Origin of the sequence: Streptomyces sp. NPDC006733 (assembly GCF_040636125.1) — a bacterium.
Taxonomy (GTDB): Bacteria; Actinomycetota; Actinomycetes; order Streptomycetales; family Streptomycetaceae; genus Actinacidiphila.
On the sequence record NZ_JBEYJD010000033.1, the window covers coordinates 75,267 to 95,480 of the forward strand.

General features: G+C 73.0%; 21 protein-coding genes. 14 read left to right on the top strand and 7 right to left on the bottom strand.

Going from position 1 to position 20,214, the window contains the following annotated elements; all coding sequences use genetic code 11:
• The first annotated feature begins 3 nt into the window (after positions 1 to 3).
• The 6 genes from ABZ721_RS27175 to ABZ721_RS27200 all read left to right on the top strand — a co-directional run bounded on the left by ABZ721_RS27175 (position 4) and on the right by ABZ721_RS27200 (position 5,728).
• On the top strand, positions 4 to 1,155 hold the full coding sequence (locus ABZ721_RS27175) for an LLM class flavin-dependent oxidoreductase (protein WP_358791337.1): 1,152 nt from the start codon (positions 4 to 6) through the stop codon (positions 1,153 to 1,155).
• The gene (locus ABZ721_RS27180) at positions 1,152 to 2,003 is read left to right on the top strand and encodes an alpha/beta hydrolase (protein ID WP_358791338.1); all 852 of its coding nucleotides are present in this window, start codon (positions 1,152 to 1,154) and stop codon (positions 2,001 to 2,003) included. The genes ABZ721_RS27175 and ABZ721_RS27180 overlap by 4 nt, the downstream gene beginning before the upstream one ends.
• Positions 2,000 to 2,518, top strand: a complete 519-nt coding sequence (locus ABZ721_RS27185) for a flavin reductase family protein (protein ID WP_358791339.1) — start codon at positions 2,000 to 2,002, stop codon at positions 2,516 to 2,518. The genes ABZ721_RS27180 and ABZ721_RS27185 overlap by 4 nt, the downstream gene beginning before the upstream one ends.
• A 72-nt stretch (positions 2,519 to 2,590) precedes the next feature.
• The gene (locus tag ABZ721_RS27190) at positions 2,591 to 3,007 is read left to right on the top strand and encodes a DUF2809 domain-containing protein (RefSeq protein WP_358791340.1); all 417 of its coding nucleotides are present in this window, start codon (positions 2,591 to 2,593) and stop codon (positions 3,005 to 3,007) included.
• Positions 3,008 to 3,338: 331 nt separating this feature from the next.
• Entirely contained in the window at positions 3,339 to 4,673 is a 1,335-nt protein-coding gene (locus tag ABZ721_RS27195; RefSeq protein ID WP_358791341.1) for an MFS transporter, read from the top strand.
• The gene (locus tag ABZ721_RS27200; RefSeq protein ID WP_358791342.1) at positions 4,670 to 5,728 is read left to right on the top strand and encodes a 5'/3'-nucleotidase SurE; all 1,059 of its coding nucleotides are present in this window, start codon (positions 4,670 to 4,672) and stop codon (positions 5,726 to 5,728) included. The genes ABZ721_RS27195 and ABZ721_RS27200 overlap by 4 nt, the downstream gene beginning before the upstream one ends.
• A 98-nt stretch (positions 5,729 to 5,826) precedes the next feature.
• Here the strand turns inward: ABZ721_RS27200 and ABZ721_RS27205 are convergent, their stop codons facing one another.
• Together ABZ721_RS27205 and ABZ721_RS27210 are read right to left on the bottom strand one after the other, a co-directional pair.
• A complete protein-coding gene (locus ABZ721_RS27205) occupies positions 5,827 to 6,585 on the bottom strand; it encodes a VOC family protein (protein WP_358791343.1) in 759 nt (252 codons plus the stop codon).
• 168 nt (positions 6,586 to 6,753) lie between these two features.
• Positions 6,754 to 6,972: a DUF2277 domain-containing protein gene (locus tag ABZ721_RS27210; RefSeq protein WP_358791344.1), complete on the bottom strand. Its 219-nt coding sequence runs from the start codon at positions 6,970 to 6,972 to the stop codon at positions 6,754 to 6,756.
• A gap of 125 nt (positions 6,973 to 7,097) precedes the next feature.
• Here ABZ721_RS27210 and ABZ721_RS27215 point away from each other — a divergent pair, with 125 nt between their 5' ends.
• The 3 genes from ABZ721_RS27215 to ABZ721_RS27225 all read left to right on the top strand — a co-directional run bounded on the left by ABZ721_RS27215 (position 7,098) and on the right by ABZ721_RS27225 (position 8,398).
• On the top strand, positions 7,098 to 7,748 hold the full coding sequence (locus tag ABZ721_RS27215) for a hypothetical protein (protein WP_358791345.1): 651 nt from the start codon (positions 7,098 to 7,100) through the stop codon (positions 7,746 to 7,748).
• Between the two features lie 66 nt (positions 7,749 to 7,814).
• Positions 7,815 to 8,030 carry a ribbon-helix-helix protein, CopG family gene (locus ABZ721_RS27220; protein WP_358791346.1) on the top strand — a complete coding sequence of 72 codons (216 nt, stop codon included), beginning with the start codon at positions 7,815 to 7,817 and terminating at the stop codon, positions 8,028 to 8,030.
• Positions 8,027 to 8,398, top strand: a complete 372-nt coding sequence (locus ABZ721_RS27225; protein WP_358791347.1) for a hypothetical protein — start codon at positions 8,027 to 8,029, stop codon at positions 8,396 to 8,398. Before ABZ721_RS27220 ends, ABZ721_RS27225 begins: the two co-directional genes overlap by 4 nt.
• Before the next feature lie 167 nt (positions 8,399 to 8,565).
• On the opposite strand, the gene ABZ721_RS27230 is transcribed toward ABZ721_RS27225, so the two are convergent.
• Positions 8,566 to 9,366 (bottom strand): VOC family protein, encoded by an 801-nt coding sequence (locus tag ABZ721_RS27230; protein WP_358791348.1) that lies wholly within the window; start codon positions 9,364 to 9,366, stop codon positions 8,566 to 8,568.
• Positions 9,367 to 9,657: 291 nt separating this feature from the next.
• Between ABZ721_RS27230 and ABZ721_RS27235 the strand changes: the two genes are divergently transcribed.
• Positions 9,658 to 11,310, top strand: a complete 1,653-nt coding sequence (locus ABZ721_RS27235) for a glycosyl hydrolase family 8 (RefSeq protein WP_358791349.1) — start codon at positions 9,658 to 9,660, stop codon at positions 11,308 to 11,310.
• A 62-nt stretch (positions 11,311 to 11,372) separates the two neighbouring features.
• On the opposite strand, the gene ABZ721_RS27240 is transcribed toward ABZ721_RS27235, so the two are convergent.
• Positions 11,373 to 11,882 carry an anthrone oxygenase family protein gene (locus tag ABZ721_RS27240; protein WP_358791350.1) on the bottom strand — a complete coding sequence of 170 codons (510 nt, stop codon included), beginning with the start codon at positions 11,880 to 11,882 and terminating at the stop codon, positions 11,373 to 11,375.
• A 138-nt stretch (positions 11,883 to 12,020) separates the two neighbouring features.
• Here ABZ721_RS27240 and ABZ721_RS27245 point away from each other — a divergent pair, with 138 nt between their 5' ends.
• The 3 genes from ABZ721_RS27245 (at position 12,021) to ABZ721_RS27255 (ending at position 15,445) form a co-directional block, all read left to right on the top strand.
• Entirely contained in the window at positions 12,021 to 12,953 is a 933-nt protein-coding gene (locus ABZ721_RS27245) for an AraC family transcriptional regulator (protein ID WP_358791351.1), read from the top strand.
• A gap of 29 nt (positions 12,954 to 12,982) precedes the next feature.
• Positions 12,983 to 13,525 (top strand): GNAT family N-acetyltransferase, encoded by a 543-nt coding sequence (locus tag ABZ721_RS27250; protein WP_358791352.1) that lies wholly within the window; start codon positions 12,983 to 12,985, stop codon positions 13,523 to 13,525.
• Positions 13,526 to 13,951: 426 nt separating this feature from the next.
• Complete coding sequence (locus ABZ721_RS27255) at positions 13,952 to 15,445, top strand: UDP-N-acetylmuramoyl-L-alanyl-D-glutamate--2,6-diaminopimelate ligase (RefSeq protein WP_358791353.1); 1,494 nt, start codon at positions 13,952 to 13,954, stop codon at positions 15,443 to 15,445.
• 43 nt (positions 15,446 to 15,488) lie between these two features.
• Here the strand turns inward: ABZ721_RS27255 and ABZ721_RS27260 are convergent, their stop codons facing one another.
• The 3 genes from ABZ721_RS27260 to ABZ721_RS27270 form a co-directional block, all read right to left on the bottom strand.
• Positions 15,489 to 15,914 carry an ATP-binding protein gene (locus tag ABZ721_RS27260; protein WP_358791354.1) on the bottom strand — a complete coding sequence of 142 codons (426 nt, stop codon included), beginning with the start codon at positions 15,912 to 15,914 and terminating at the stop codon, positions 15,489 to 15,491.
• A complete protein-coding gene (locus ABZ721_RS27265; protein ID WP_358791355.1) occupies positions 15,908 to 16,795 on the bottom strand; it encodes an MEDS domain-containing protein in 888 nt (295 codons plus the stop codon). The genes ABZ721_RS27260 and ABZ721_RS27265 overlap by 7 nt, the downstream gene beginning before the upstream one ends.
• Before the next feature lie 265 nt (positions 16,796 to 17,060).
• On the bottom strand, positions 17,061 to 17,192 hold the full coding sequence (locus ABZ721_RS27270; protein ID WP_269288301.1) for a hypothetical protein: 132 nt from the start codon (positions 17,190 to 17,192) through the stop codon (positions 17,061 to 17,063).
• 259 nt (positions 17,193 to 17,451) lie between these two features.
• On the opposite strand from ABZ721_RS27270, the gene ABZ721_RS27275 reads away from it, so the two are divergent.
• Complete coding sequence (locus ABZ721_RS27275) at positions 17,452 to 19,896, top strand: RICIN domain-containing protein (protein WP_358791356.1); 2,445 nt, start codon at positions 17,452 to 17,454, stop codon at positions 19,894 to 19,896.
• Positions 19,897 to 20,214: the final 318 nt, after the last annotated feature.

The window sequence follows — 20,214 nt, forward strand, 5'->3', positions numbered from 1 at the left end:
CCCATGTCCGTCGAATTCATCGGCATGATCGGCACCCAGGACGTCTCCGAGACCCGGCCCCCGCACGGCCCGGTCATCGACACGGACTACACGGTGCGCTTCGCCCGCGCCCACGAGGACGCGGGCTTCGACCGCATCCTCATCGGCTACAGCTCCGGCAGTCCGGACGGCACCCAGGTCGCCGCGCACGTCGCCGCCCGCACCGAGCGCCTCGGCCTGCTCGTCGCGCACCGCCCCGGCTTCATCGCGCCGACCCTGGCCGCCCGCAGCTTCGCGACGCTCGACCACTTCTCCGGCGGCCGCGTCGCCGTCCACACCATCACCGGCGGGCACGACACCGAGCAGCGCCGCGACGGCGACTACCTCGGCAAGGAGGACCGCTACGCGCGCACCGACGAATACCTCGGCATCCTGCGCCGCGCCTGGACCTCGGGCGAGGCCTTCAGCCACGAGGGCGAGCACTACCGGTTCGAGGACTACCGCAGCGACGTCCTGCCGGTCCGCGCCTCCGGCATACCGCTGTTCTTCGGCGGGTCGTCCGAGGCGGCCTACCGGGTCGGCGGCCGGCACGCCGACACGTTCGCGCTGTGGGGCGAGCCGCTGGCCGAGACCGCCGAGCAGATCGCGTCCGTCCGCGCGGCGGCCGTCGCCGCGGGCCGCACCGACGTCCCCGGCATCAGCGTCTCGTTCCGCCCGATCCTCGGCCCGACCGAGGAGCTCGCCTGGGACCGCGCGCACCGGATCCTCGACACCATCAAGGGCGGCAACGGCGGCTCGTTCGTGGGCAAGCTCCGGCGCTTCACCGGCAGTGAGGGGCCGCAGAACGTCGGCTCGCAGCGGCTGCTGGCGGCCGCCGCCAAGTCCGACCGCCACGACCGGGCGCTGTGGACGGCGCCGGCCCAGGCCACCGGCGCGGGCGGCAACTCCACCGCGCTGGTCGGCACCCCCGAGACCGTCGCGCAGGCCCTGCTCGACTACATCGACATCGGCGTCACGACCATCCTGATCCGCGGCTACGACCCGCTCAACGACGCCATCGACTACGGGCGCCACCTCATCCCGCTGGTCCGCCAGGAACTGGCCCGGCGCGAGGCCGCGGGGACCCCCGCCGAAGCCGGATCGGCCGCGCTCGCGACCGCGGGCAGCGCGCGATGACCGACGTCCTCACCACCACGACCTCGCTGACGCACAGCTGGCACCCACCGGGGGGCGTCACGACCCGCGGCACCCTGCTGGTGCTGCCCGGACGCGGTGAGCACGGCGGCGTCTACGAGCGCTTCGGCCGCCGCCTGGCGGCCGACGGGTACGCCGTCCACACCACGGGTCCGGGGGTGGAGGACGCGCCGGACAGTATCGGCGCGGCCCTGCTGGAGGCGGCCGGGGCGGATCCCGTCACCCCGCTGGTCCTCGTCGGCGCGGACACCGGGGCGCTGCTGGCCCTGCGGGCCGCCGGGGATCCGCGGCTGCCGGTGGACGGCATCGTCCTCGCGGGCATCGCCTCCGCCGAGGCCGCCGCTCCCGGCCGGACCGCCGGGACCGCCGTGTCCGGCATCGTCTCCAGCGCCGACTCCGCCGGCTACCGGCCGGGTGACGGGCCGGGCTGGCAGGACGAACTCGGCGCCCGGACGGCCTGCCCCGTGCACCGCCGGCGTCTGAGCTCCGACCCGGAGTTCCGGCGGGGCGCGCTGTCTGCGCCGGTCCCCGCGGCCCTGCTGGAGCCCACGGCGCTGACGGCACGCGGGCTGCCGGTGCTCGTCCTGCACGGCGACGCCGACCCCGTCACCTCCGCCGACGAGGCGAGGGGGCGGGCCGAGGGATTCCCGCGGGCCGTCGTCGGCATCGTCCACGGGGGAGTGCACGACGTACTGAACGACGCCTCGCACCGCACCGTGGCCGCGACCGTCGTGCAATGGCTCGAACGGCTCCGCGGGGGAGCGGAGCTGAGCCCCGTGCTCACCGTCGAGACCGATCCGCACCACGTCCTCGGAAGGATCCCGGAATGACCGTGACCAGCGAACGCCCCGCCCCGCCCGTCTCGCCCGCCGGCACGGCGGACGCCTCCGTACTGCTGCGCCGTACGCTGCGGCGGCACGCCGCCGGGGTCACGGTGATCACGGTCCCGGGGCCCGCCGGATTCACCGCGACGTCCTTCACCTCGGTCTCGCTGGACCCCGCGCTGGTCACCTTCTACCTCGGGCTGACCGCGTCCACCGCCCGCGCCGTCCAGGAGGCCGAGCACTTCGCGGTGCACGTCCTGGGCCCGGGGAACGCCGCGCTGGCGCAGCAGTTCGCGCGCAGCGGCACGGACCGGTTCGCGGGCGTGTCCTGGACGCGGTCCCCGGACGGGCTGCCGCTGCTCGACGGCGTCCCGGCCTGGCTGACCGCCCGGGTGACGCTGCGCCAGCGCATCGGGGACCACCTGCAGATCGTCGGTGAGGTCGAGACCGGCGGCGGCCCGGCCACCGGCCCCGGCCTGGTGCACCACGACGGGGTCTTCGCCTCGACCGCGTCGCTGTAGCCGGGCCGTCCGGCGCCGCCCTTCCAGGCGGCGCCGGCGCGCGCCGATCGCCCGCCGCATAGGGTCTGCGGCATGGACGACACCTGGGGACCCGGCGCCTCCCTGCGGATCCGGCTGCTCGCGGCCGCGGCCGCCGCGCTGACGGTCGCCGCGGCGCTGGGTATTCGGGCGGGCGCGACGGGCCTGCCGGGAGCGGCCGAGAAGTACGCGGGCGACGCGCTCTACACCGTGCTGCTCCACACCCTCATCGTGCTCGCCGTGCCCCGGGTTGCGCCCCGCACGGCCGCCGCGGTCGCCCTCGCCGCCAGCTGGGCCGTCGAGTTCTGCCAGCTCACCCCGGTCCCGGCCGAACTGTCCGCGCGCAGCACCCTCGCCCGTCTGATCCTCGGCTCCACCTTCAACGCGCCCGATCTGTTCTGGTACGCCGTGGGCGCTCTGGCCGCCTGGCTCACGCACGCGATGCTGCGGAACGGCTCCATCACGGGTTAGCGCCCCGCGCGCCCCTCGCCCGCCCCGCCAGGACACCCGCCGGGCCGGGCCGTTCGCCCCCTCTTCCAGCGCCTTTGCGCCTACCGCCGAGGCGGGGAGGGTACGGCCGCCGGGAAGCGCTCTCACTGATGCGTGTTCATCTCTTGAACACATTGGCGCGCATCACGGATCAATTGCTTCGCGAACCGACCTCTTACATTGCTGACACGTGTCATCTACGCTCCTCGACAACGCCCCGCCGCGGCCTTCGGAGCCGGTCGGTTCGACCGCTGGCGCGCGTTCTCTCCGCCCTGCCCCCGTTCCGCTGTCTCTTCCGTCGAAGGGTCCACCGATGAGCACACTGCTTCCCGAAGAAGGGTCCCCGGTCCTCGCCTCCGGAGGCCCTGACGAGGTCATGCTCCCCGTCAACCGCTACCGCCTGGGCCCGCTGTACGTCACGCTCCCGCTCGCGAACATCGCCCTGTACCTGCTGTGGCTGGGGGTCGGCAGCTTCCTGCTGCCGATCCAGGTCGCGCAGATCACCGGTACGAACGACACGGGCGCGCTCTCCACGGCGAGCACCACCGGCGCCATCCTGGCGACCGTCGGCAACCCGATATTCGGCCAGCTCTCGGACCGCACCCGCTCGCGCTTCGGCCGCCGCGCCCCCTGGATCCTGCTCTGCGCGGGGTTCGGCGCGCTGGCGCTGATCGGTCAGGCGCACGCGAGCTCGATCGCGATGCTGGGCCTCAGCTGGGGCGTGGTGCAGTTCATCATGAACGGCTACCAGGCCGCCCTCACCGCCTGCATGCCGGACCGGGTCCCGCAGTCCAAGTACGGCACGTTCTCGGCCCTCGTCGGACTCGGCGTACCGCTGGGCACCATCGTCGCGGCCCTGGTCATCGGCGGGGTGCCGGGCGGCAAGTTCGGCCTCGACGGCGTGATCGGCGGCTTCGGCGGCCGGTTCGCGGGGGAGAGGGGCTACTACCTGATCGCGGCCTGCGTCGTCGTCGCCGCACTGCTCTTCACCGTCGTGTCACCGGACGCGCCCGCCCGGGACCTGCCCCGGCAGACGTTCGACCTGCGGGCGTTCCTGTCCAACTTCTGGGTCAACCCCAAGGAGCACCCCGACTTCATCTGGGCCTTCCTGTCCCGGCTGGGGGTCATGCTCGGCTACTTCGTCGTCCTGACCTACAACATGTACCTGCTGGCCGACTACATCAGGATCCCGCCGCAGGACCTGCTGCCAACGGTCGGGTTCCTGATGATCGTCAACGCGGTCTGCACGATCGCCGCCGTGGTGCTGATCGGGCCGATCGTCGACCGCGTCGGCAGGGTGAAGCCCTTCGTCCTGGCCTCCGGCATCGGCGCGGCGCTGGCGCTGACCCTCCCGATGATCTCGCCGACCGAGGGCGGCATGGTCGCCTACAACGTCGCGGGCGGCGCCGCCTTCGGGGTGTACATGGCCGTCGACATGGCCCTGATCACCAAGGTCCTGCCGGCCACGGACGACGCGGGCAAGGACATGGGGCTGATCAACATCGCCAACGCGGGCCCGCAGATCCTCGCCCCGACCGTCGCCGGCTGGATCGTCAGCGCCGCCGGGTACGACGCGCTCTTCCCGGTGGCCGCGGTCGTCTCCCTCGCGGGAGCCGTCCTCGTGCTGCGCGTGCGGGGTGTGCGATGAGACTCCGCCACCACCGCTCCACCGCCGCGGCGGTGCTCGCCGCCGGAGCCCTCGTCCTGCCGCCGGCCGGCAGCGCGAACGCCGGGACCGACCACTCCCGTCACGACGGTTCGCTCGCCGGGATGCGGATCCTGCTGAGCAACGACGACTCCATGCAGCTGGCCCGCCCCAACGGCTCCGACGGAAAGGGCCTGTACGAGGTGCGCCGCGCGCTGTGCGCCGCCGGCGCCGACGTCGTCGTCATGGCGCCCTGGGCCAACCAGAGCGGTGCCGGCACCGGCGCCACCGGCAGCGGAACGCTCACCGTGCGGCGCCGTACGGTCCTGCCCGCAGACTACGGCCGGGACTGCGCGGGCGCGCCCGCCGCCGGCGCCGTCCTCGGCGTGTGCAAGGGCGCGGTCGCCTGCGACGCCGGGAGCGTGAGCGCCACCCCGGTCGACACCGTCCGGCTCGCCCTGAACGGCGGCCTCGCCGCCAAGGCGGGCTGGACGACGGGCCCCGACCTCGTGGTCACGGGCAGCAACTACGGGCCCAACGTCGCCTCCGTCGTGAACGATTCGGGCACCGTCAGTGCCGCGCTCGCCGCGATCGAGGAGGGCGTGCCCGCCGTCGCCCTCAACAGCTCCTACGACCCGACGGTCACCACCTCCTTCGAGGTCGCCGACCGCACCTACCGGCAGACGGCCGCGTTCGGTGCCGCCTTCATCGCGTCCCTGCGTGACCGGCGGCTGCTGGGCACCGACTTCGTCGTCAACGTCAACTACCCGTACCTGGCGGAGGGGCAGCGGCCCCGGGACACGGTCTGGTCGTCGGTGGGCAGCCAGAAGCTGATCCAGCCCGGCTACGTCCCGACCGCGCCCGCGGGCGACACGTTCACGGTCGGCGGCGCCCTCTGCACCGCGGACCAGCCCCGGTGCCGTCCCGAGACCAAGCGCGACGCGGACTACCGGCTGCTGCAGCAGGGGAACGTCACCGTCACCCCCATCACTCCTGACCGGACGTTCGAGGGCCGCGAGGCCGGGCGGCTCGAACGATTCGTCAGGACCGGCCGCTGACCTGACCCCGGCGGCCGAACGAGGACACCGGCTCCGGCCCTGGGAGGGGAAGCGCCGGGGCCGGTGTCCTCGCCCGCACGTCCGGGTGGGGGCGGCGGTCACGCCCGGGTGATGACGGAGAACTCCGTGCCGAACGGGTCGGTGACGGTCGCGATCCTGCCGTAGGCCATGTCCTCGGGGGCACTCGCCGTGCCGCCGGCCGCCGTGGCCCGCTCCACCGCGGCGTCGGTGCCGTCGACCTCGAAGGTGGTCGCCCAGGCGGACGCGGAAGCGCCCGGCAGGCCGAAGACACCGCCGATCTCGTAGCCGTCCGGGCGGCGCAGGAAGGTGAAATCGAAGTCCGGGAGGTCCGGGTTGGAGTCCAGCGTGTAGTCGAAGACACCGGTGTAGAAGGCACGGGCGGGTCCGGGGTCCGGGGTGACCAGGTCGTTGCGGACCAGCGAGCCCGGTTCGTTCACGACCTCGCAGCCGACGTGCGCCCGGCCCTGCCAGAGCCCGAACCGCGCCCCGACCGGGTCCTCGGCGACGGCCGCGCGGCCCAGGTCCATCACCTCGTCCGGCGCCATGAGCAGGGTGCCGCCCGCGTCGCGCACGCGCTTCGCGGTCGCGTCGCAGTCGTCGGCGGCGATGTACATGAGCCAGCGGGGGACCGCCGCCCCGTCCGTACCCCGCGTGATCGCCGCGACCGCCTTTCCGCGCAGCAGGCACGTCGTGCGGGAGTCGCTCGCCGCGGACCCGCCGGCGTACTCCCAGCCGAAGAGCGCGCGGTAGAACCCCATCGCGCGCTCGCGGTCCGGGACGCCGAGCTCGATCCAGGTCGGCGTGCCGTTCGGGGGGTTGCTGGTGACGTGGCTCATCGCACGGCCTCTCGTCGCAGCCTCGGAACCGGGGAGGCTGGGTACCCGTGGCTCCGACGCTAGGAGGCCATGCGGTCAGCCCGTGTCCTCGACGGATCCGCCGACCGAACGGCCGCTCGACCGGGCGCTTGGCTGAGCGACCGACCGACCGACCGCTCGACCGACCGGCTACGGCGTCGGGGCGCCGCGCACGGTCAGCTCGGCGAGCAACTGCCGGGTGGCCTCGGCCACCGCGTCCACCGCGTGGTCGAACGTCTCGCGGTTGTGGGCGGCCGGCGCGCGGAATCCGGAGATCTTCCGGACGTACTGCAACGCCGCCGCCCTGATGTCGTCCTCGTCGACGTCGGGAGTCATCGGGGGGCGGAGGGTCTTGATGCTTCGGCACATGCCTCCAGTGTGCTACCCCCCTCTGACACCCGCCGGGGGCGGACGGCCGGCGCAACCGGTGGATACTCGTCCCACGGAGACGACGGACCCACCCCGCCGCACGGCGACCCCGGACAGAGGCGGACATGAGCAGGCAGCCGACCACGGCCCAGCGCCGGGTGATCCTGGCGGCCGACGCGAGCACCGGTCTGCTCGGCGGCTCGCAGGCCCTGCAGGACGCCCTCTGCGGGCAGGGGCTCGCCGTGCGGCACCCGCGCCCGCCGCACCGGTGCTATCTGACCCCCGCCGGACGCGCGCTGCGCGCCGAACTCCTCGCGCCCCCGCCGGAGCCGCCCGCCGGCGTGCCGCCCGAGGTGGGGACCTTCGCCGCGCGGACCGGTCACGAGACGGCTCCCGCCGACGATCCGCGCCGGGCCCGGGAGGTCGCCGTCGCCTGGGAGGGCCTGCTGGAGCTGCGGCGCGTCACCAACCGGGGCATCACCGACCGGCCCTGCCCGTGGGAACGCGCGCACCTCGTGCCCGGCGCCGCGCTGGCGCTGGAGGCGGCCGGGTGCCGTCCGGCGGTGGACGGCGGGAAGGGCGGGGACGGCTACCGGGTCGGTCCGGCGCCGCAGCCCGAGGCGGTGCGCGTCGACTGGAGCGGCGGCGCCGCCGACGCCGTCGCCGCGGAGGCGGCCGTCTGCGCGGCCGCCCTGGAGCGGGCCGGCTGGCAGGTCACCGAGCATCCGGACGTCGTGCGGGGGCGCTTTCTGCTGGCTTCGCCGCGCCGCGCGTGACGACTCCCTCACCGCGTCGTGACGACTCCCTCGCCGTGTACAGCACTCGCGCTGTACACTGGTGGAATGTCGAAGCATGTGACGATCCGCCTTGACGAGGAATTCCTCGAGAGACTCAAGGCCCGCGCCGCTGAGCGGGGCACCACGGTCACCGCTCTGATCACCGAAGCCGCCAAGCGCGAGCTGGACGAGAACCGCGACCGGTTCCTGGCCGAGGCCGCGGACTTCAACAACGAGGAGAACTGGGCGTACGTCCAGGAGAGGTTCGGCCCTCGCTCGTGAAGATCGATCTGACCTGGGCCTGGAACGTGCTCGCCCACCACCTGCCCTCCGACCCCATGGTCTGGGATCCCTCGGGGATCGAGGCCGCCATAGCGCGCCACGCGTCGGACCTCGTCATGGCGCCCGACAGCCCCGGCCACGACACCGCCTGGCGGGCCGCGGCCCTGCTGCACACGCTGACGGTGTGCCCGCCGCTCGAGTCGCCCATGAACGAGTTCTACGCCATGGCCATGACCCGCTCGTACTGCGCTGCGGCGGGCTGGAAGACCCTCCCGGACACGGTCGCCCTCGGCGACCTGGTGGAAGAGGTCAAGACCCACAGAACCGGCATCCAGCAGGTGGCCGAGGTGCTGCGCCCCCTGAACTGAGGCCGTGGGGACAGGGGCGCGCCGTGGTCCCGGAGCGCTGACGCGCCCGGCCGCGGAACCGCTCCCGGGCGGTCGTACGAACGCTCGCCGTAACCCCCTCCCCCCGTGGAAGCGGGTGCCGGCGAGCGCTCGTACGGCCGCCCGGGTCGGCCGTCGGCTGCCGGCCGTCAGCCGGCGTCCGAGGGGCCGGTGAGCAGGGCGAACTGGGCGCCCGCCGGATCCAGGAGCATGGCCAGCCGGCCGACGCCGGGTGCGTCGTCGGGCGGCATGACGGCGGTGGCGCCGTGGGCGACGGCGGTGGCGAAGGTGGCGTCGCAGTCGGCCGTCGCGAAGTACGGGTGCCAGTTCACGGTGGCGCCGGGCCCGGAGGCGCCCGGGGGCAGCTCCATGAGCCCGCCGTGCTCCGCCTCCGCGGTGGCGTCGGTGCCCGCCGGGCGGCAGAGGGTGTAGGTCATGCCGGGCATCGGGGTGTCGGTGTACTCCCAGTCGAAGACCTGGTGGTAGAACGCCTTCGCGGTGGCCGCGTCGGTGGTGTGCAGTTCGACCCAGCACAGCGCGTTGTCCGCGCTCACCACGTCCAGCCCCTTGTTGTCGCCGGGCTGCCAGACGTTGAACCGGGCGCCGGCCGGGTCGGTGAAGACAGCCATCCGGCCCATGGTGAACACGTCCATCGGCGGGTAGGGCATCGTGCCGCCGGCCTGCTCCACGGCCTTGCCGGTCGCGTCCGCGTCGGGCGTCATGAAGTACGGCGTCCAACACGGCTCCACGCCTTCGGCCATGATCGGACCGATGCCGGCGACCGTCCTGCCGTCGTCCTGCACGAACATCCCGTAACCGCCCGCCTCGGGGCCCGCGGACTGGAACGTCCAGCCGAAGACCGCGTTGTAGAAAGCGGCGGACGCCGGGATGTCGCGGCTCGCGAGGTCGAGCCAGTTCGGGGCGCCCGGGACGTAGTCGGTGGAGAGCATGAGGGGTTCCTTCCAGCTGATCTCGGTGCGTGCCCGGTGCGGCGGGCGCGGCTGTCTGTGGGTAGACGACGCGCCGCCGCAGAACTCATCGTCCCCGCGCGCGGTATTTCCAGCGACTCGTGGATCCGCCCCGCGCTCGGAGGTGACCTGCGGCTATGTCGTGACCGGCGGGCGGTTCTCACCGGAGCTCTTGACAGCGGCCCCGGATGGCGCTCCCATGCATGCCTAGTTAGGAAACTTTCCTAACACTGCTTGCGTCCCGTCCCGCCGTTCTGAGGGAAGGTCCCCCACGTGCGCATCCCCACCCCCCGAAGACTCCTCGGTCTGACCCTGACCGCGTCGCTCGGCCTGGCCCTGCCGCTGGCCGCCCAGGCGCCGCAGGCCCAGGCGGCCACCACCCGCTACGAGGCCGAGAACGCGGCCCTGTCGCAGTCGGCCGTCGCCACCAACCACACCGGGTTCTCCGGCACCGGTTTCGTCGACTACACCAACGTCTCCGGCTCCTCCGTGGAGTTCACCGTGACCGCCGCGGCCGCCGGCAGCGGCACCCTCGCGTTCCGCTTCGCCAACGGCACCACCGTCAACCGCCCCATGGACATCGCGGTGAACGGCACCACGGTCGCGTCCGGAGTCTCCTTCGCGGGCACCGGCTCCTGGGACACCTGGCAGACGAGAACCCTGACCGCCGCGCTCGCGGCGGGCACCAACAAGGTCCGGGCCACCGCGACCACCGCCAACGGCGGACCCAACCTCGACTACCTCGACGCCGACTCCCAGGGCGGCGGAGGCGGCGGTCCCGCCGTCCCCTTCGGCAGCCACCGCTTCCCGTACACCGCAGGCACCCTCAAGCCCTCCGGCGCGCAGAGCACCGTCGACCAGGCGGTCGTCACCACGTACAACCAGTGGAAGGCCGCCTTCGTCAAGCACAACTGCGGCAACGGCTGGTACGAGGTCATCTCGCCCGACGCCGACCACCCCTACGTCGCCGAGGCCCAGGGCTACGGCATGGTCGTCACCGCGCTGATGGCCGGCGCCGACGCCAACGCCAGGACCGTCTTCGACGGCATGGTGAAGTTCGTGCTCGCCCACCCTTCGGTGAACAACGCGCACCTCCTCGCCGCCGAACAGGACAGCTCCTGCCGGAGCGTCAACGGCTCGGACTCCGCGACCGACGGCGACCTCGACGTCGCCTACGGCCTGCTGCTCGCCGACCGTCAGTGGGGGAGCACCGGCACCTACGACTACAAGAGCCTGGCGATCGCGCACATCAACGCCATCAAGGCCAGTGAGGTCAACGCCACCACCCACCTGATGCTGCTCGGCGACTGGAGCGGCCCCGGCGAGTCGCACCAGTGGATCACCCGGTCCTCCGACTGGCTGATCGACCACTTCCGCGCCTTCAGGACCGCGACCGGTGACAGCGCCTGGGACACCGTCCGCACCGCCCACCAGAACCTGATCACCCAGCAGCAGGCGAGCTACGCGCCTGGCACCGGACTGCTCGCCGACTTCGTGGTCAACACCAACACCACCCCCAAGCCCGCCGCGGGTGAGGTGCTCGAGAGCCCCAACGACGGGGACTACGGGTGGAACGCCTGCCGCGACCCCTGGCGGCTGGCCGCCGACGCCGTCACCAGCGGCGATCCGGCCTCCCTCGCCTCGGCCCGCAAGCTCAACGCGTGGATCAAGACCAGGACCGGCGGCAACCCCGCCGCCGTCGTCACCGGCTACCACCTGAACGGATCGACGTTCGACAGCGGCCATGACATGGCGTTCACCGCGCCGTTCGCCGTCGCCGCCCTGACCGATCCCGGCTCCCAGGCCTGGCTCGACGCGCTGTGGAACAAGCTGGCGGGCACGCCCATCGACGCGTCGCTCTACTACGGCGGCAGCGTCCAGCTCCAGTCGATGATCGTCGCCTCCGGGAACTACTGGGTTCCCTGACCCGAGCGGTGGGGGCACCTCCCGGCGGGGAGCCGGGAGGTGCCCCCACCGGGCCGCGGCCGTCACGCCGTGGCCCGCCCGTAGAGCACCAGGCACCAGACCAGGCAGCCGAGCGCGCCGGTGGCGGCCACCGCACGGAAGGCGTTCCAGCGGACCCACCGCGTCTCGAAGCGCAGCCGGACCGCGGCGAGCGCGGAGGCAGCGGCGGAACCGGCGTCCCCGACCGCGTCGAGCTCGTCGTTGAGCGGGATGTTGACGGCGAACGTCGAGACCAGCGTCAGCACGTACAGGGCGGCCGCGGCGCCGATCCAGGGCAGCGGACCGTCCGGGGCGTCCCCGACCAGGTGCAGCGCTCCGGCCAGCACGGTGAGCACCAGGGAGCCGCCGAAGCCGAGGGCGAACCAGCCGTTGAGGATCCTCACGTTGATCCCCTGCATGGTGCCGACGAACGTCCGGTCGTCGGTCCCGCGCAGACCGGGCATGACGGCGCACGCGAAGCCGTAGTACAGGCCCGCGATCAACCCGGTGGTGAGCGTGGCGGCCACCAGTGCGACCGTGCGGAACGCGTCCATCGTCCGAACCTCCCTCGGCGGACCGCCGTGCGGCTCGGCGGTCATGGGAACAGTCAAGTCCCCGCGTCCCGGGCGGTCCATGACTCAGAGCCTCAACTCCATACGCGTGCGTCCACGGCGGCGTCTAGGCTGAGCGCCATGGACGCACTCGCCGGTCTCCTGGACGGGCCCCGGGCCCGGGGCGCCTTCCTGATGCGCTCGGTGCTGGACCCGCCGTGGTCGCTGCGGATCGAGGACCGGGCGCCGCTGACCCTGATCTCCCTGGTCCGCGGCGAGGCGTGGGTGCTGCCCCGGGACGGCGCGCCGGTGTGCCTGCGCGCCGGGGACGTCGCCGTCGTACGCGGCCCGGCCCCGTACGTCGTCGCCGACACCCCGGACACACCGCCGCAGATCGTCATCCACCCCGGGCAGCGCACCACCACCCCGGACGGCGAAGAGCTCTGCGAGGCCATGGACTTGGGGGTCCGCACCTGGGGCGACCGGCCGGACGGCGCGACGATGCTGTTCACCGGCACCTACGCGATGGACGGTGAGGTCAGCCGGCGGCTGCTGGAGGCCCTGCCCACGCTGCTGGTGCTGACCGCGGACTCGTGGGAGTGCCCGCTCGTCGCCCTGCTGAACGAGGAGATCGTGCGGGACGAGCCGGGCCAGGAGGTCTTCCTCGACCGGCTGCTGGACCTGCTGCTGATCGCCGTCGTCCGCGCGTGGTTCTCCCGGCCGGAGGCCGAAGCGCCCACCTGGTACCTGGCGTTGGCCGACCCGGTGGTGGGCCACGCGCTGCGCCTGCTGCACGACCACCCGGCCCACCCGTGGTCGGTGGCCGCGCTCGCGGCCAAGGCCGGGGTGTCGCGCGCCGCGCTGGCCCGGCGCTTCACCGACCTCGTCGGTGAGCCGCCGATGGCGTACCTCACCGGATGGCGGCTGTCCCTCGCCGCCGATCTGCTGCGGGAGCCCGAGGCCACGGTCGGATCGGTCGCCGGAAAGGTGGGCTACGGCAGCGCGTTCGCCCTGAGCACCGCCTTCAAGCGGGTCCGCGGCATCCGGCCGCAGGAGCACCGGGCGGGCGTGTGACGCCCCACGAGGCAGGGGAACGGAGCAGGATGACGGCTGAACGGCGCGTGGCGGTGCCCGCGGCGCGGGTGCGGCTCGAGAGCTGGGCGGAGCGGGACCTGGCGCTGCTGCGGGCGACGAACTCCCCGCAGATGATGGAGCACCTGGGCGGCCCGGAGACCGAGGAGCAGCTGTTCGCCCGCCACCAGCGCTACCTGCGGATCGAAGGCGCCGGCACGGGCCGGATGTTCAGCGTCGTGCTGCTCCCGCAGGGCGAGGCGGTCGGCACCATCGGGTACTGGGAACGGCCCTGGCAGGGCGAGACGGTGTACGAGACCGGGTGGGGCGTGCTGCCGCGGTACCAGGGCCGGGGGATCGCGGTGGCGGCCGCCACCGCCGTCATCGCCGACGCCGCGGCCCGGCGCACGCACGCCTCCCTGCACGCGTACCCCTCCGTGGACCACCCCGCGTCGAACGCGATCTGCCGCAAGGCCGGGTTCACCCTGGTCTCCGCGTGCGACTTCGAGTACCCGCCGGGCAACCCCATCCGGTGCAACGACTGGCGGGTGGACCTGACCGCGGCCGCCGGGTAGCGCCGCCGCGGCCCCTGCGGGGGCGGCCGACCTCGTCATGGCGGTGAAATGTCCGCTTTCGAAACCATGGTGGCCGACATCCCGGGCACACGTACACTGGAGCGGTGTCGGGCAGGTCCCTGCTCCGCCCGACCACCTGTACGCATCACCTGTATCCAATCGTCCGCGGCCGGACCAGTCAGCGCCGCCGCCCGGAAATCGGCCGACCCCCACGGGTCCGGAGCCGGCTCCGGGCGCATGCCGCAGTCGTTGCGCAGTGACAGGTAGCGGTCCTCGGCCGATCCGGCCCTACGATCCGCACGCAGATCTCCCCCTGTGGGGACGGCCCCACCTCCACGCGCATCATCGCGGTATCCGGTCTGCCCTCGTCCCTGCCGTCCGGCCGGGCCACCCAGTGCACCGCCGGCCGCTTCCGAGGGGATAGTTGTGAAACTCAGTGCACTGCTCGACGGGCACGACCACCACGTACTGCAGGGCGACCCGGCCACTTCGATCAGCGGGATCGGCTTCGACGCCCACCGGATGACCCCCGGCTCGCTGTACATCGCCGTACCCGACCACGAGGACGGCGGCCCCGGGCTGATCGGGCGGGCCCTGGAGCTCGGCGCGGTCGCGGTCCTGGCCCAGGGCGACGGCCCGCACCTCGCGGGCCTGCCCGAGACGGTCTGCGTGGTGCGGGTGAGCGACGTCCGGGCAGTGGCCGCGGTCGTCGCCTCCCGCTACTACGGCGAGCCGGGCCGCGCGATGGACATCGTGGCCATCACCGGCACCAACGGCAAGACCTCGGTCTCCTACATGGTCGAGGCGGTCCTGCGGATCGCCGAGGGCGTGAAGGTCGGCGTCATCGGCACCTCGGGCAGCCGGATCGGCGGCGAGTCGATCCCCATGCCGAGGTCGGTGCTGAGCACCCCGGAGGCGCCGGACCTGCAGTACCTGCTCGGTCACATGCGGGACCGCGGGACGGCCGGGGTGGTGCTGGAGGCGACCTCGATGGGGCTGCTGCAGCGCCGGGTCGAGGGCGTCTTCATCGACGTGGGCGTCTTCACCAACCTGACTCAGGACCACCTGGACGACCACGGCACCATGGGGCACTACAAGGACGCGAAGCTGCGGCTCTTCCAGGGGCTGTGCCGGCGTGCGGTGGTCAACGCCGACGACCCGGTCAGCGCCGAGATCATCGCGCTGATGCCGGACGCGGTGACCACGTACGCCCTGGACGGCGCGGCGGACTACCGCGCCACGGACCTGGTCGTGGACGCGGCCGGCAGCCGCTTCACGCTGCACCACGCGGGCCGCCGGTACGCGGCCGCGATCCCGGTGCCCGGCCGCTTCTCGGTGGCGAACGCGCTGGCCACCGTGGCGGCGTGCCATCTGCTCGGCCACGACCTGCAGGGGCTCGTCGACGCCCTCGCCCTGATGCCGCCCACGCCCGGGCGCCTGGAGCGCTACGACACCCCGGGGGGCGCCCGCGTGATCGTGGACTACGCGCACTCCCCGGACTCGCTGGAGAAGGTCCTCACCACCATCCGCACCTTCACGACCGGCCGGATCATCACCGTCTTCGGCTGCGGCGGGGACCGGGACATCACCAAGCGGGCCACCATGGGCACCATCGCCGGTGAACTCTCCGACCTGTGCGTGCTGACCTCGGACAACCCGCGCTACGAGGACCCGGAGGAGATCCTGGACCAGATCGCCCCCGGACTGGTCCGCACCGGGATCCCGTTCCAGCGCATCGCCGACCGCCGGGAGGCGATCCGCTACGCGCTGTCCGCCGCCGGCCCCGACGACATCGTGCTCGTCGCGGGCAAGGGCAGCGAGCCGTTCCAGATCGTCGGGGACGAGCTGCTCCCGTTCAGCGACATGGGCGTGGTCCACGAGCTGGCACTGGAGCCGGCAGCGGAGCCGGCGGTCCGCTAGCCGCACGGCGGCCGCCGAGGTCCCGCCGCCCGGGTCGGACCGCTCAGGTCAGGCGCATCGCGAAGGTCACGACGGTCCCGGGGGAGGCCGCCGTGATCACCAGGCGGTCGGAGAGCAGCCGGGTGAGCCACAGTCCGCGGCCGACCGGGGCGCCGTCGAGTCCCGGCACCAGCTCGGGGATGACGTCCGCGGAGAAGCCGGGGCCGCAGTCGCTGACACGGCACTCCAGTTCGTCGCCGACCTTGGTCAGGGCCAGATCCCCGTCCCCGCCGGCGTGTTCCACGACGTTCGAGGCGACGGCGTCCACGGCGAGGACGAAATCGCCGCGGCGCGGCCCCGACAGCCCCGCCAGGGACGCGCGCCGGTCGACGAGGACCCGCAGCCGGGGCAGGTCCGCGCCGGTGAACGCGACCTGCAGCAGGCACTCCGCGGGCCGGTCGACCGAGCCGCCGGCCGGGTAGGTCAGCATCGCGTCCCCGTCCCGGTCAGCACCAGCCGGTCCGGTCCCGGCTCGCCCAGCGCGCGCAGGACGCGGAGCTGGCCGGGCTCGCAGCGGACGTCGACGCGGTCGTGCTCCTCGGCGGCGCCGACCAGGCGCAGGAGGTCGTCGGCGCACCGGGCGCTGAGGAAGCTCAACTGCGTCAGGTCCACGACGAGTTCGCGGGAGTGCGCGGTGCGCGCGAGCGCCCCGCGGACGGCAGCGCAGAACTGCTCGCCGGTGGCGAGGTCCGCCTCGCCGATCAGCCGCAGCGAGGTGTCGCCGTGCACCGCCCGCAGCTCGCCGAGCCGGGAGAGCAGGTTGACGGGGTGCGCCCGGCACATCCGCGCCAGGATGTCGTCGTCGAACCGGCGGCGGTCGTACGCGCAGATCTCGCTGTAGGAGCCGTCCGCGAACAGGTGCTCGGCGTGGGACTCCCGGTGCGCCATGGTGTCGAGGTCGGCGTCCAGGTCCGCCACCCAGTGCATGTCGATGTAGGTGCGCAGCCCGGTGTACCCCTGGCGGCGCGCGCGGGCGGTCTCCTCGCGGATCCGCTGCCACTGCCGTTCGGCGGTGAAGCCGCGGTCGGGGCGCAGGAGGGCGCGCATGCTGGTGAGCACCAGCTGGCCGCAGGCCCGGACACCGGCCATCGACGGGCTGTCGGCCTCCAGGCGGGACCACAGCTCGTCATCGCTCACCCGGGGAGCGGCGAAGAGCATGACCTTCTCGCCCCGGGCGAGGCCTGTCCAGGCGAAGGTGGTGAGTACATCCCAGTTCGACTCGTCGTCGTCATAGCCGACGAAGCAGTGGTCGCCCGCTCGCGTGCGCTGCACGGAGATCGTGGCGGGATGGACCTCATCCCAGACGGGCATCGCCCCTCGCTTTCCTACGGTTCGGGCCGCGGTTCCCGCGGCCCGAAGGCGTGGCAAAACTAGCGAGTCTGCATTCACGTGCGGCGAGGACCGACCGAAATGAGCGATGGCGGAGGGAAGTTGTTCTCCCGCTGCCAGGAGGGCTCGCGATATGTCATCGCGTGATCGGATCTGACCGTTCGTCGAGATGCCGGTGACCGGTCACCGGCGTAGGTCATCGACGTCGCGGCTCAGCGCGGAACGCGGTGCCCCGCCGTGGCGCGTCCTACCACTTCGAGCGCTGCATGAAGCGCCGGTGGGCCGACTGGGCGGAGTCGGAACGCTGGACGGGTACGGGTGAGGGCTTCTGCTGCGGACTGTCGGTGGACTGGCTCGGGCCGCTGGTGGTGCCGGGCATGATCTTCGTCCTCCCTGTCGGTGTCGACGGCGCTGTGGATCAGGAGGCGCCAGGTTAACCGCCGATGGTGCGGTCCGGGCTTCTCATCGGGCCGCATACCCCCGTTCGGGGGACGCATCCACCGCAACCTGTTGACGGGACACGGTCAGAGTTCTACCGTCCGATGGCGGTGGACTGAGTTGTCTTCTGTTCGCTTTTCGGAACCCTTCTCCACAAACCCCAACGGCCCTTGCCCGGCCGCGAAGAAGGAGCCCCCCGTATGCGAAGCATTCCGCGCACCCCCTTATCCGTGCTGCGAACACCCCTGGCCGTCCTGCTCGCACTCGTGCTCGCCGCGTTCGCCGTCCTGCAGGCGCCGCCCGCCCACGCGGCGGTGAACACCGCGATCACGCTCGACGGCGCCTCCCCGGGCCGGGTCTTCGACGGCGCCGGCGCGATCAGCGGCGGAGGGGGCAACTCACGCCTGCTGGCGGACTACCCGGAGCCGCAGCGCGGCCAGATCCTGGACTACCTGTTCAAGCCCGGGTACGGCGCGGCGCTGCAGATCCTCAAGGTCGAGATCGGCGGCGACACCAACTCCACCGACGGCGCGGAGCCCAGCCACGAGCACACCCGCGGCGCCGTCGACTGCACCACCGGCTACGAGTGGTGGCTCATGGAGCAGGCCAAGGCCCGCAACCCCGCGGTGAAGCTGTACGGACTCGCCTGGGGCGCGCCCGGCTGGATCGGGAACGGGAACTTCTGGTCGCAGGACATGGTCGACTACCTGATCGCCTGGCTGGGCTGCGCCGCGCAGCACGGACTGGCCATCGACTACCTGGGCGGCTGGAACGAACGCGGCTACGACAAGGCCTGGTACGAGAACCTGCACGCGACCCTGGCCGCCAAGGGGTACGGGGCGACGAGGATCGTCGGCGCGGACTCCGACTGGTCGGTCGCCGGGGACATCAGGACCGACGCGGCCTTCGCCGCCTCCGTGGACATCGTCGGCGCGCACTACCCGTGCGGCTACATGTCGGCCATGACGTCCTGCTCCACCACCTCCGACGCCCTGGCGACCGGCAAGCAGCTGTGGGCGAGCGAGAACGGCTCGGAGGACCACAACACCGGCGGCGCCCCGATCGCCCGCGCCATCAACCGGGGTTACCTGGACGCGAAGTTCTCCGCGTTCATCAACTGGCCGCTGGCCGCCGCCCTCTACCAGAACCTGCCGTTCAACACCGACGGGATGCTGACCGCCACCCAGCCCTGGTCCGGCTCGTACAGCGTCGGGAAGAGCACCTGGGCCACCGCGCACACCACGCAGTTCACCCAGCCGGGCTGGCAGTACCTGGACTCCGGCAGCGGCTACCTGGGCGGCGACCGGGCGAACGGCAGCTACGTCAGCTACCGCTCGCCGGGGAAGACCGCCTGGAGCACCGTCCTGGAGACCCTCGACGCCCCCGCCGCCCAGACCGTCACCCTCAGGACCGCCGGGGGACTGCCCGGCGGCACGGTGCACGTCTGGTCCAGCGACTTCGCCTCCGGCCGGCAGGGCGACTACCTCGTGCGCGGGGCCGACCTGACTCCCGTGGCCGGTGCCTACCAGCTGACCCTGCAGCCGGGCCGGGTGTACTCGGTGACCACCACCACCGGCCAGGGCGCCGGAACGGCCGCCCCGCCCGCCCGCAACCTGCTCGCGCTGCCCTACGCCGACGACTTCCAGTCCGTCCGGCGCGGCGGCGAGGCCCGGTACCTGGCCGACATGAACGGCTCCTTCGAGGGGGCGGCGTGCGGCGCGGGCCGCACCGGCACCTGCGTCCGGCAGATGGCCACGACGACGCCGATCACGTGGGACAACGGCAGTGATCCGTACGCGACCCTCGGCGACCTGAGCTGGTCCGACTACACCGTGTCGGCCGACGCGATGCTGGAGCGGGCGGGCGCGGTCCGGCTGCTGGGCCGGATCGGCACCCAGAAGGGCTTCTCACCGGGCAGCATCAACGCCTACTCCCTCCACCTCGCCAGCACCGGCGCCTGGTCCATCCTCCGCGACAGTGCCACCGGGGCGGTCACCACCCTCGCCTCCGGCACCGTCGCCGCCCCCGGAACCGGCAGCTGGCACCGCCTCGCCCTGACCTTCGCCGGGCGCACCATCACCGCGACGATCGACGGCGCCAGGGCCAGCGCCGCCACCGACGACTCCTACGGGGCCGGGCAGGTCGGCATCGGCACCGCCGGGTACGTGGCCGCCCAGTTCGACAACCTCAGCGTCACCCCCGGCTCACCGGCCGTCCCGTCGGGCACGTACACGCTGGTCAACCGCAACAGCGGCAAGGCGCTCGACGCGGCCGGGCAGGGTACCGCCGACGGCACGCCCATCATCCAGTGGACCCGCAACGGCGGCGGCAACCAGCAGTGGCGGATCGCCGCGGCCGGCGGCGGCTACTCCACCGTCACCGGAGTGAGCAGCGGCAAGGCACTCGACGTACCCGCCGCCTCCAAGGTCGCGGGGACGCAGCTCAACCTCTGGACGGCCAACGGGGGCGCCAACCAGCAGTGGCTGCTCGTGCCCTGCGGCGGCGGCTCCTACACGCTGGAGAACCGCGACAGCGGTCAGCTCGCCGATGTCAGCGGGGCCTCCACCGCCGACAACGCACCGGTCGTCCAGTGGCCGGCCAACGGCGGCGCCAACCAGCAGTGGCAGCTGGTGCCCGTCCCCTGAGTGACTGCCCCGTCCGCGACGGACCGGCCGATCCGTCGCGGACGGCAGCCGGACCCTGCCAGTGGTAGGAGCCGCGCTGGTACGCACCGCGTGCGTACGCGGCACAGAGGGCTGGGTCGGCCTGGCCGGACGGCGAAGTATTCCTTCCGGGAGCCCGCGGCGCGATCGGCGCGGCGGGCCCGGTATCCGGAGGGAACGGGACGATGACGATGACTGAAGGGGCGCCGACCGGGGTCGGGGCGCCGGCCGGCGGATCCGTGCGGGAGCCGGTGCGGGAGGTGGGACGCGAGCCGGCCCCGGAGCCGGTGCGGGAGTCCG

Coding starts and splice junctions, on each gene's coding strand:
- ABZ721_RS27190 (WP_358791340.1), top strand. CDS start 2,591: ATGGACGACACCTGGGGACCCGGCGCCTCCCTGCGGATCCGGCTGCTC.
- ABZ721_RS27215 (WP_358791345.1), top strand. CDS start 7,098: ATGAGCAGGCAGCCGACCACGGCCCAGCGCCGGGTGATCCTGGCGGCC.
- ABZ721_RS27220 (WP_358791346.1), top strand. CDS start 7,815: ATGTCGAAGCATGTGACGATCCGCCTTGACGAGGAATTCCTCGAGAGA.
- ABZ721_RS27175 (WP_358791337.1), top strand. CDS start 4: ATGTCCGTCGAATTCATCGGCATGATCGGCACCCAGGACGTCTCCGAG.
- ABZ721_RS27200 (WP_358791342.1), top strand. CDS start 4,670: ATGAGACTCCGCCACCACCGCTCCACCGCCGCGGCGGTGCTCGCCGCC.
- ABZ721_RS27180 (WP_358791338.1), top strand. CDS start 1,152: ATGACCGACGTCCTCACCACCACGACCTCGCTGACGCACAGCTGGCAC.
- ABZ721_RS27245 (WP_358791351.1), top strand. CDS start 12,021: ATGGACGCACTCGCCGGTCTCCTGGACGGGCCCCGGGCCCGGGGCGCC.
- ABZ721_RS27230 (WP_358791348.1), bottom strand. CDS start 9,366: ATGCTCTCCACCGACTACGTCCCGGGCGCCCCGAACTGGCTCGACCTC.
- ABZ721_RS27275 (WP_358791356.1), top strand. CDS start 17,452: ATGCGAAGCATTCCGCGCACCCCCTTATCCGTGCTGCGAACACCCCTG.
- ABZ721_RS27270 (WP_269288301.1), bottom strand. CDS start 17,192: ATGCCCGGCACCACCAGCGGCCCGAGCCAGTCCACCGACAGTCCGCAG.
- ABZ721_RS27195 (WP_358791341.1), top strand. CDS start 3,339: ATGAGCACACTGCTTCCCGAAGAAGGGTCCCCGGTCCTCGCCTCCGGA.
- ABZ721_RS27240 (WP_358791350.1), bottom strand. CDS start 11,882: ATGGACGCGTTCCGCACGGTCGCACTGGTGGCCGCCACGCTCACCACC.
- ABZ721_RS27210 (WP_358791344.1), bottom strand. CDS start 6,972: ATGTGCCGAAGCATCAAGACCCTCCGCCCCCCGATGACTCCCGACGTC.
- ABZ721_RS27205 (WP_358791343.1), bottom strand. CDS start 6,585: ATGAGCCACGTCACCAGCAACCCCCCGAACGGCACGCCGACCTGGATC.
- ABZ721_RS27260 (WP_358791354.1), bottom strand. CDS start 15,914: ATGCTGACCTACCCGGCCGGCGGCTCGGTCGACCGGCCCGCGGAGTGC.
- ABZ721_RS27250 (WP_358791352.1), top strand. CDS start 12,983: ATGACGGCTGAACGGCGCGTGGCGGTGCCCGCGGCGCGGGTGCGGCTC.
- ABZ721_RS27265 (WP_358791355.1), bottom strand. CDS start 16,795: ATGCCCGTCTGGGATGAGGTCCATCCCGCCACGATCTCCGTGCAGCGC.
- ABZ721_RS27185 (WP_358791339.1), top strand. CDS start 2,000: ATGACCGTGACCAGCGAACGCCCCGCCCCGCCCGTCTCGCCCGCCGGC.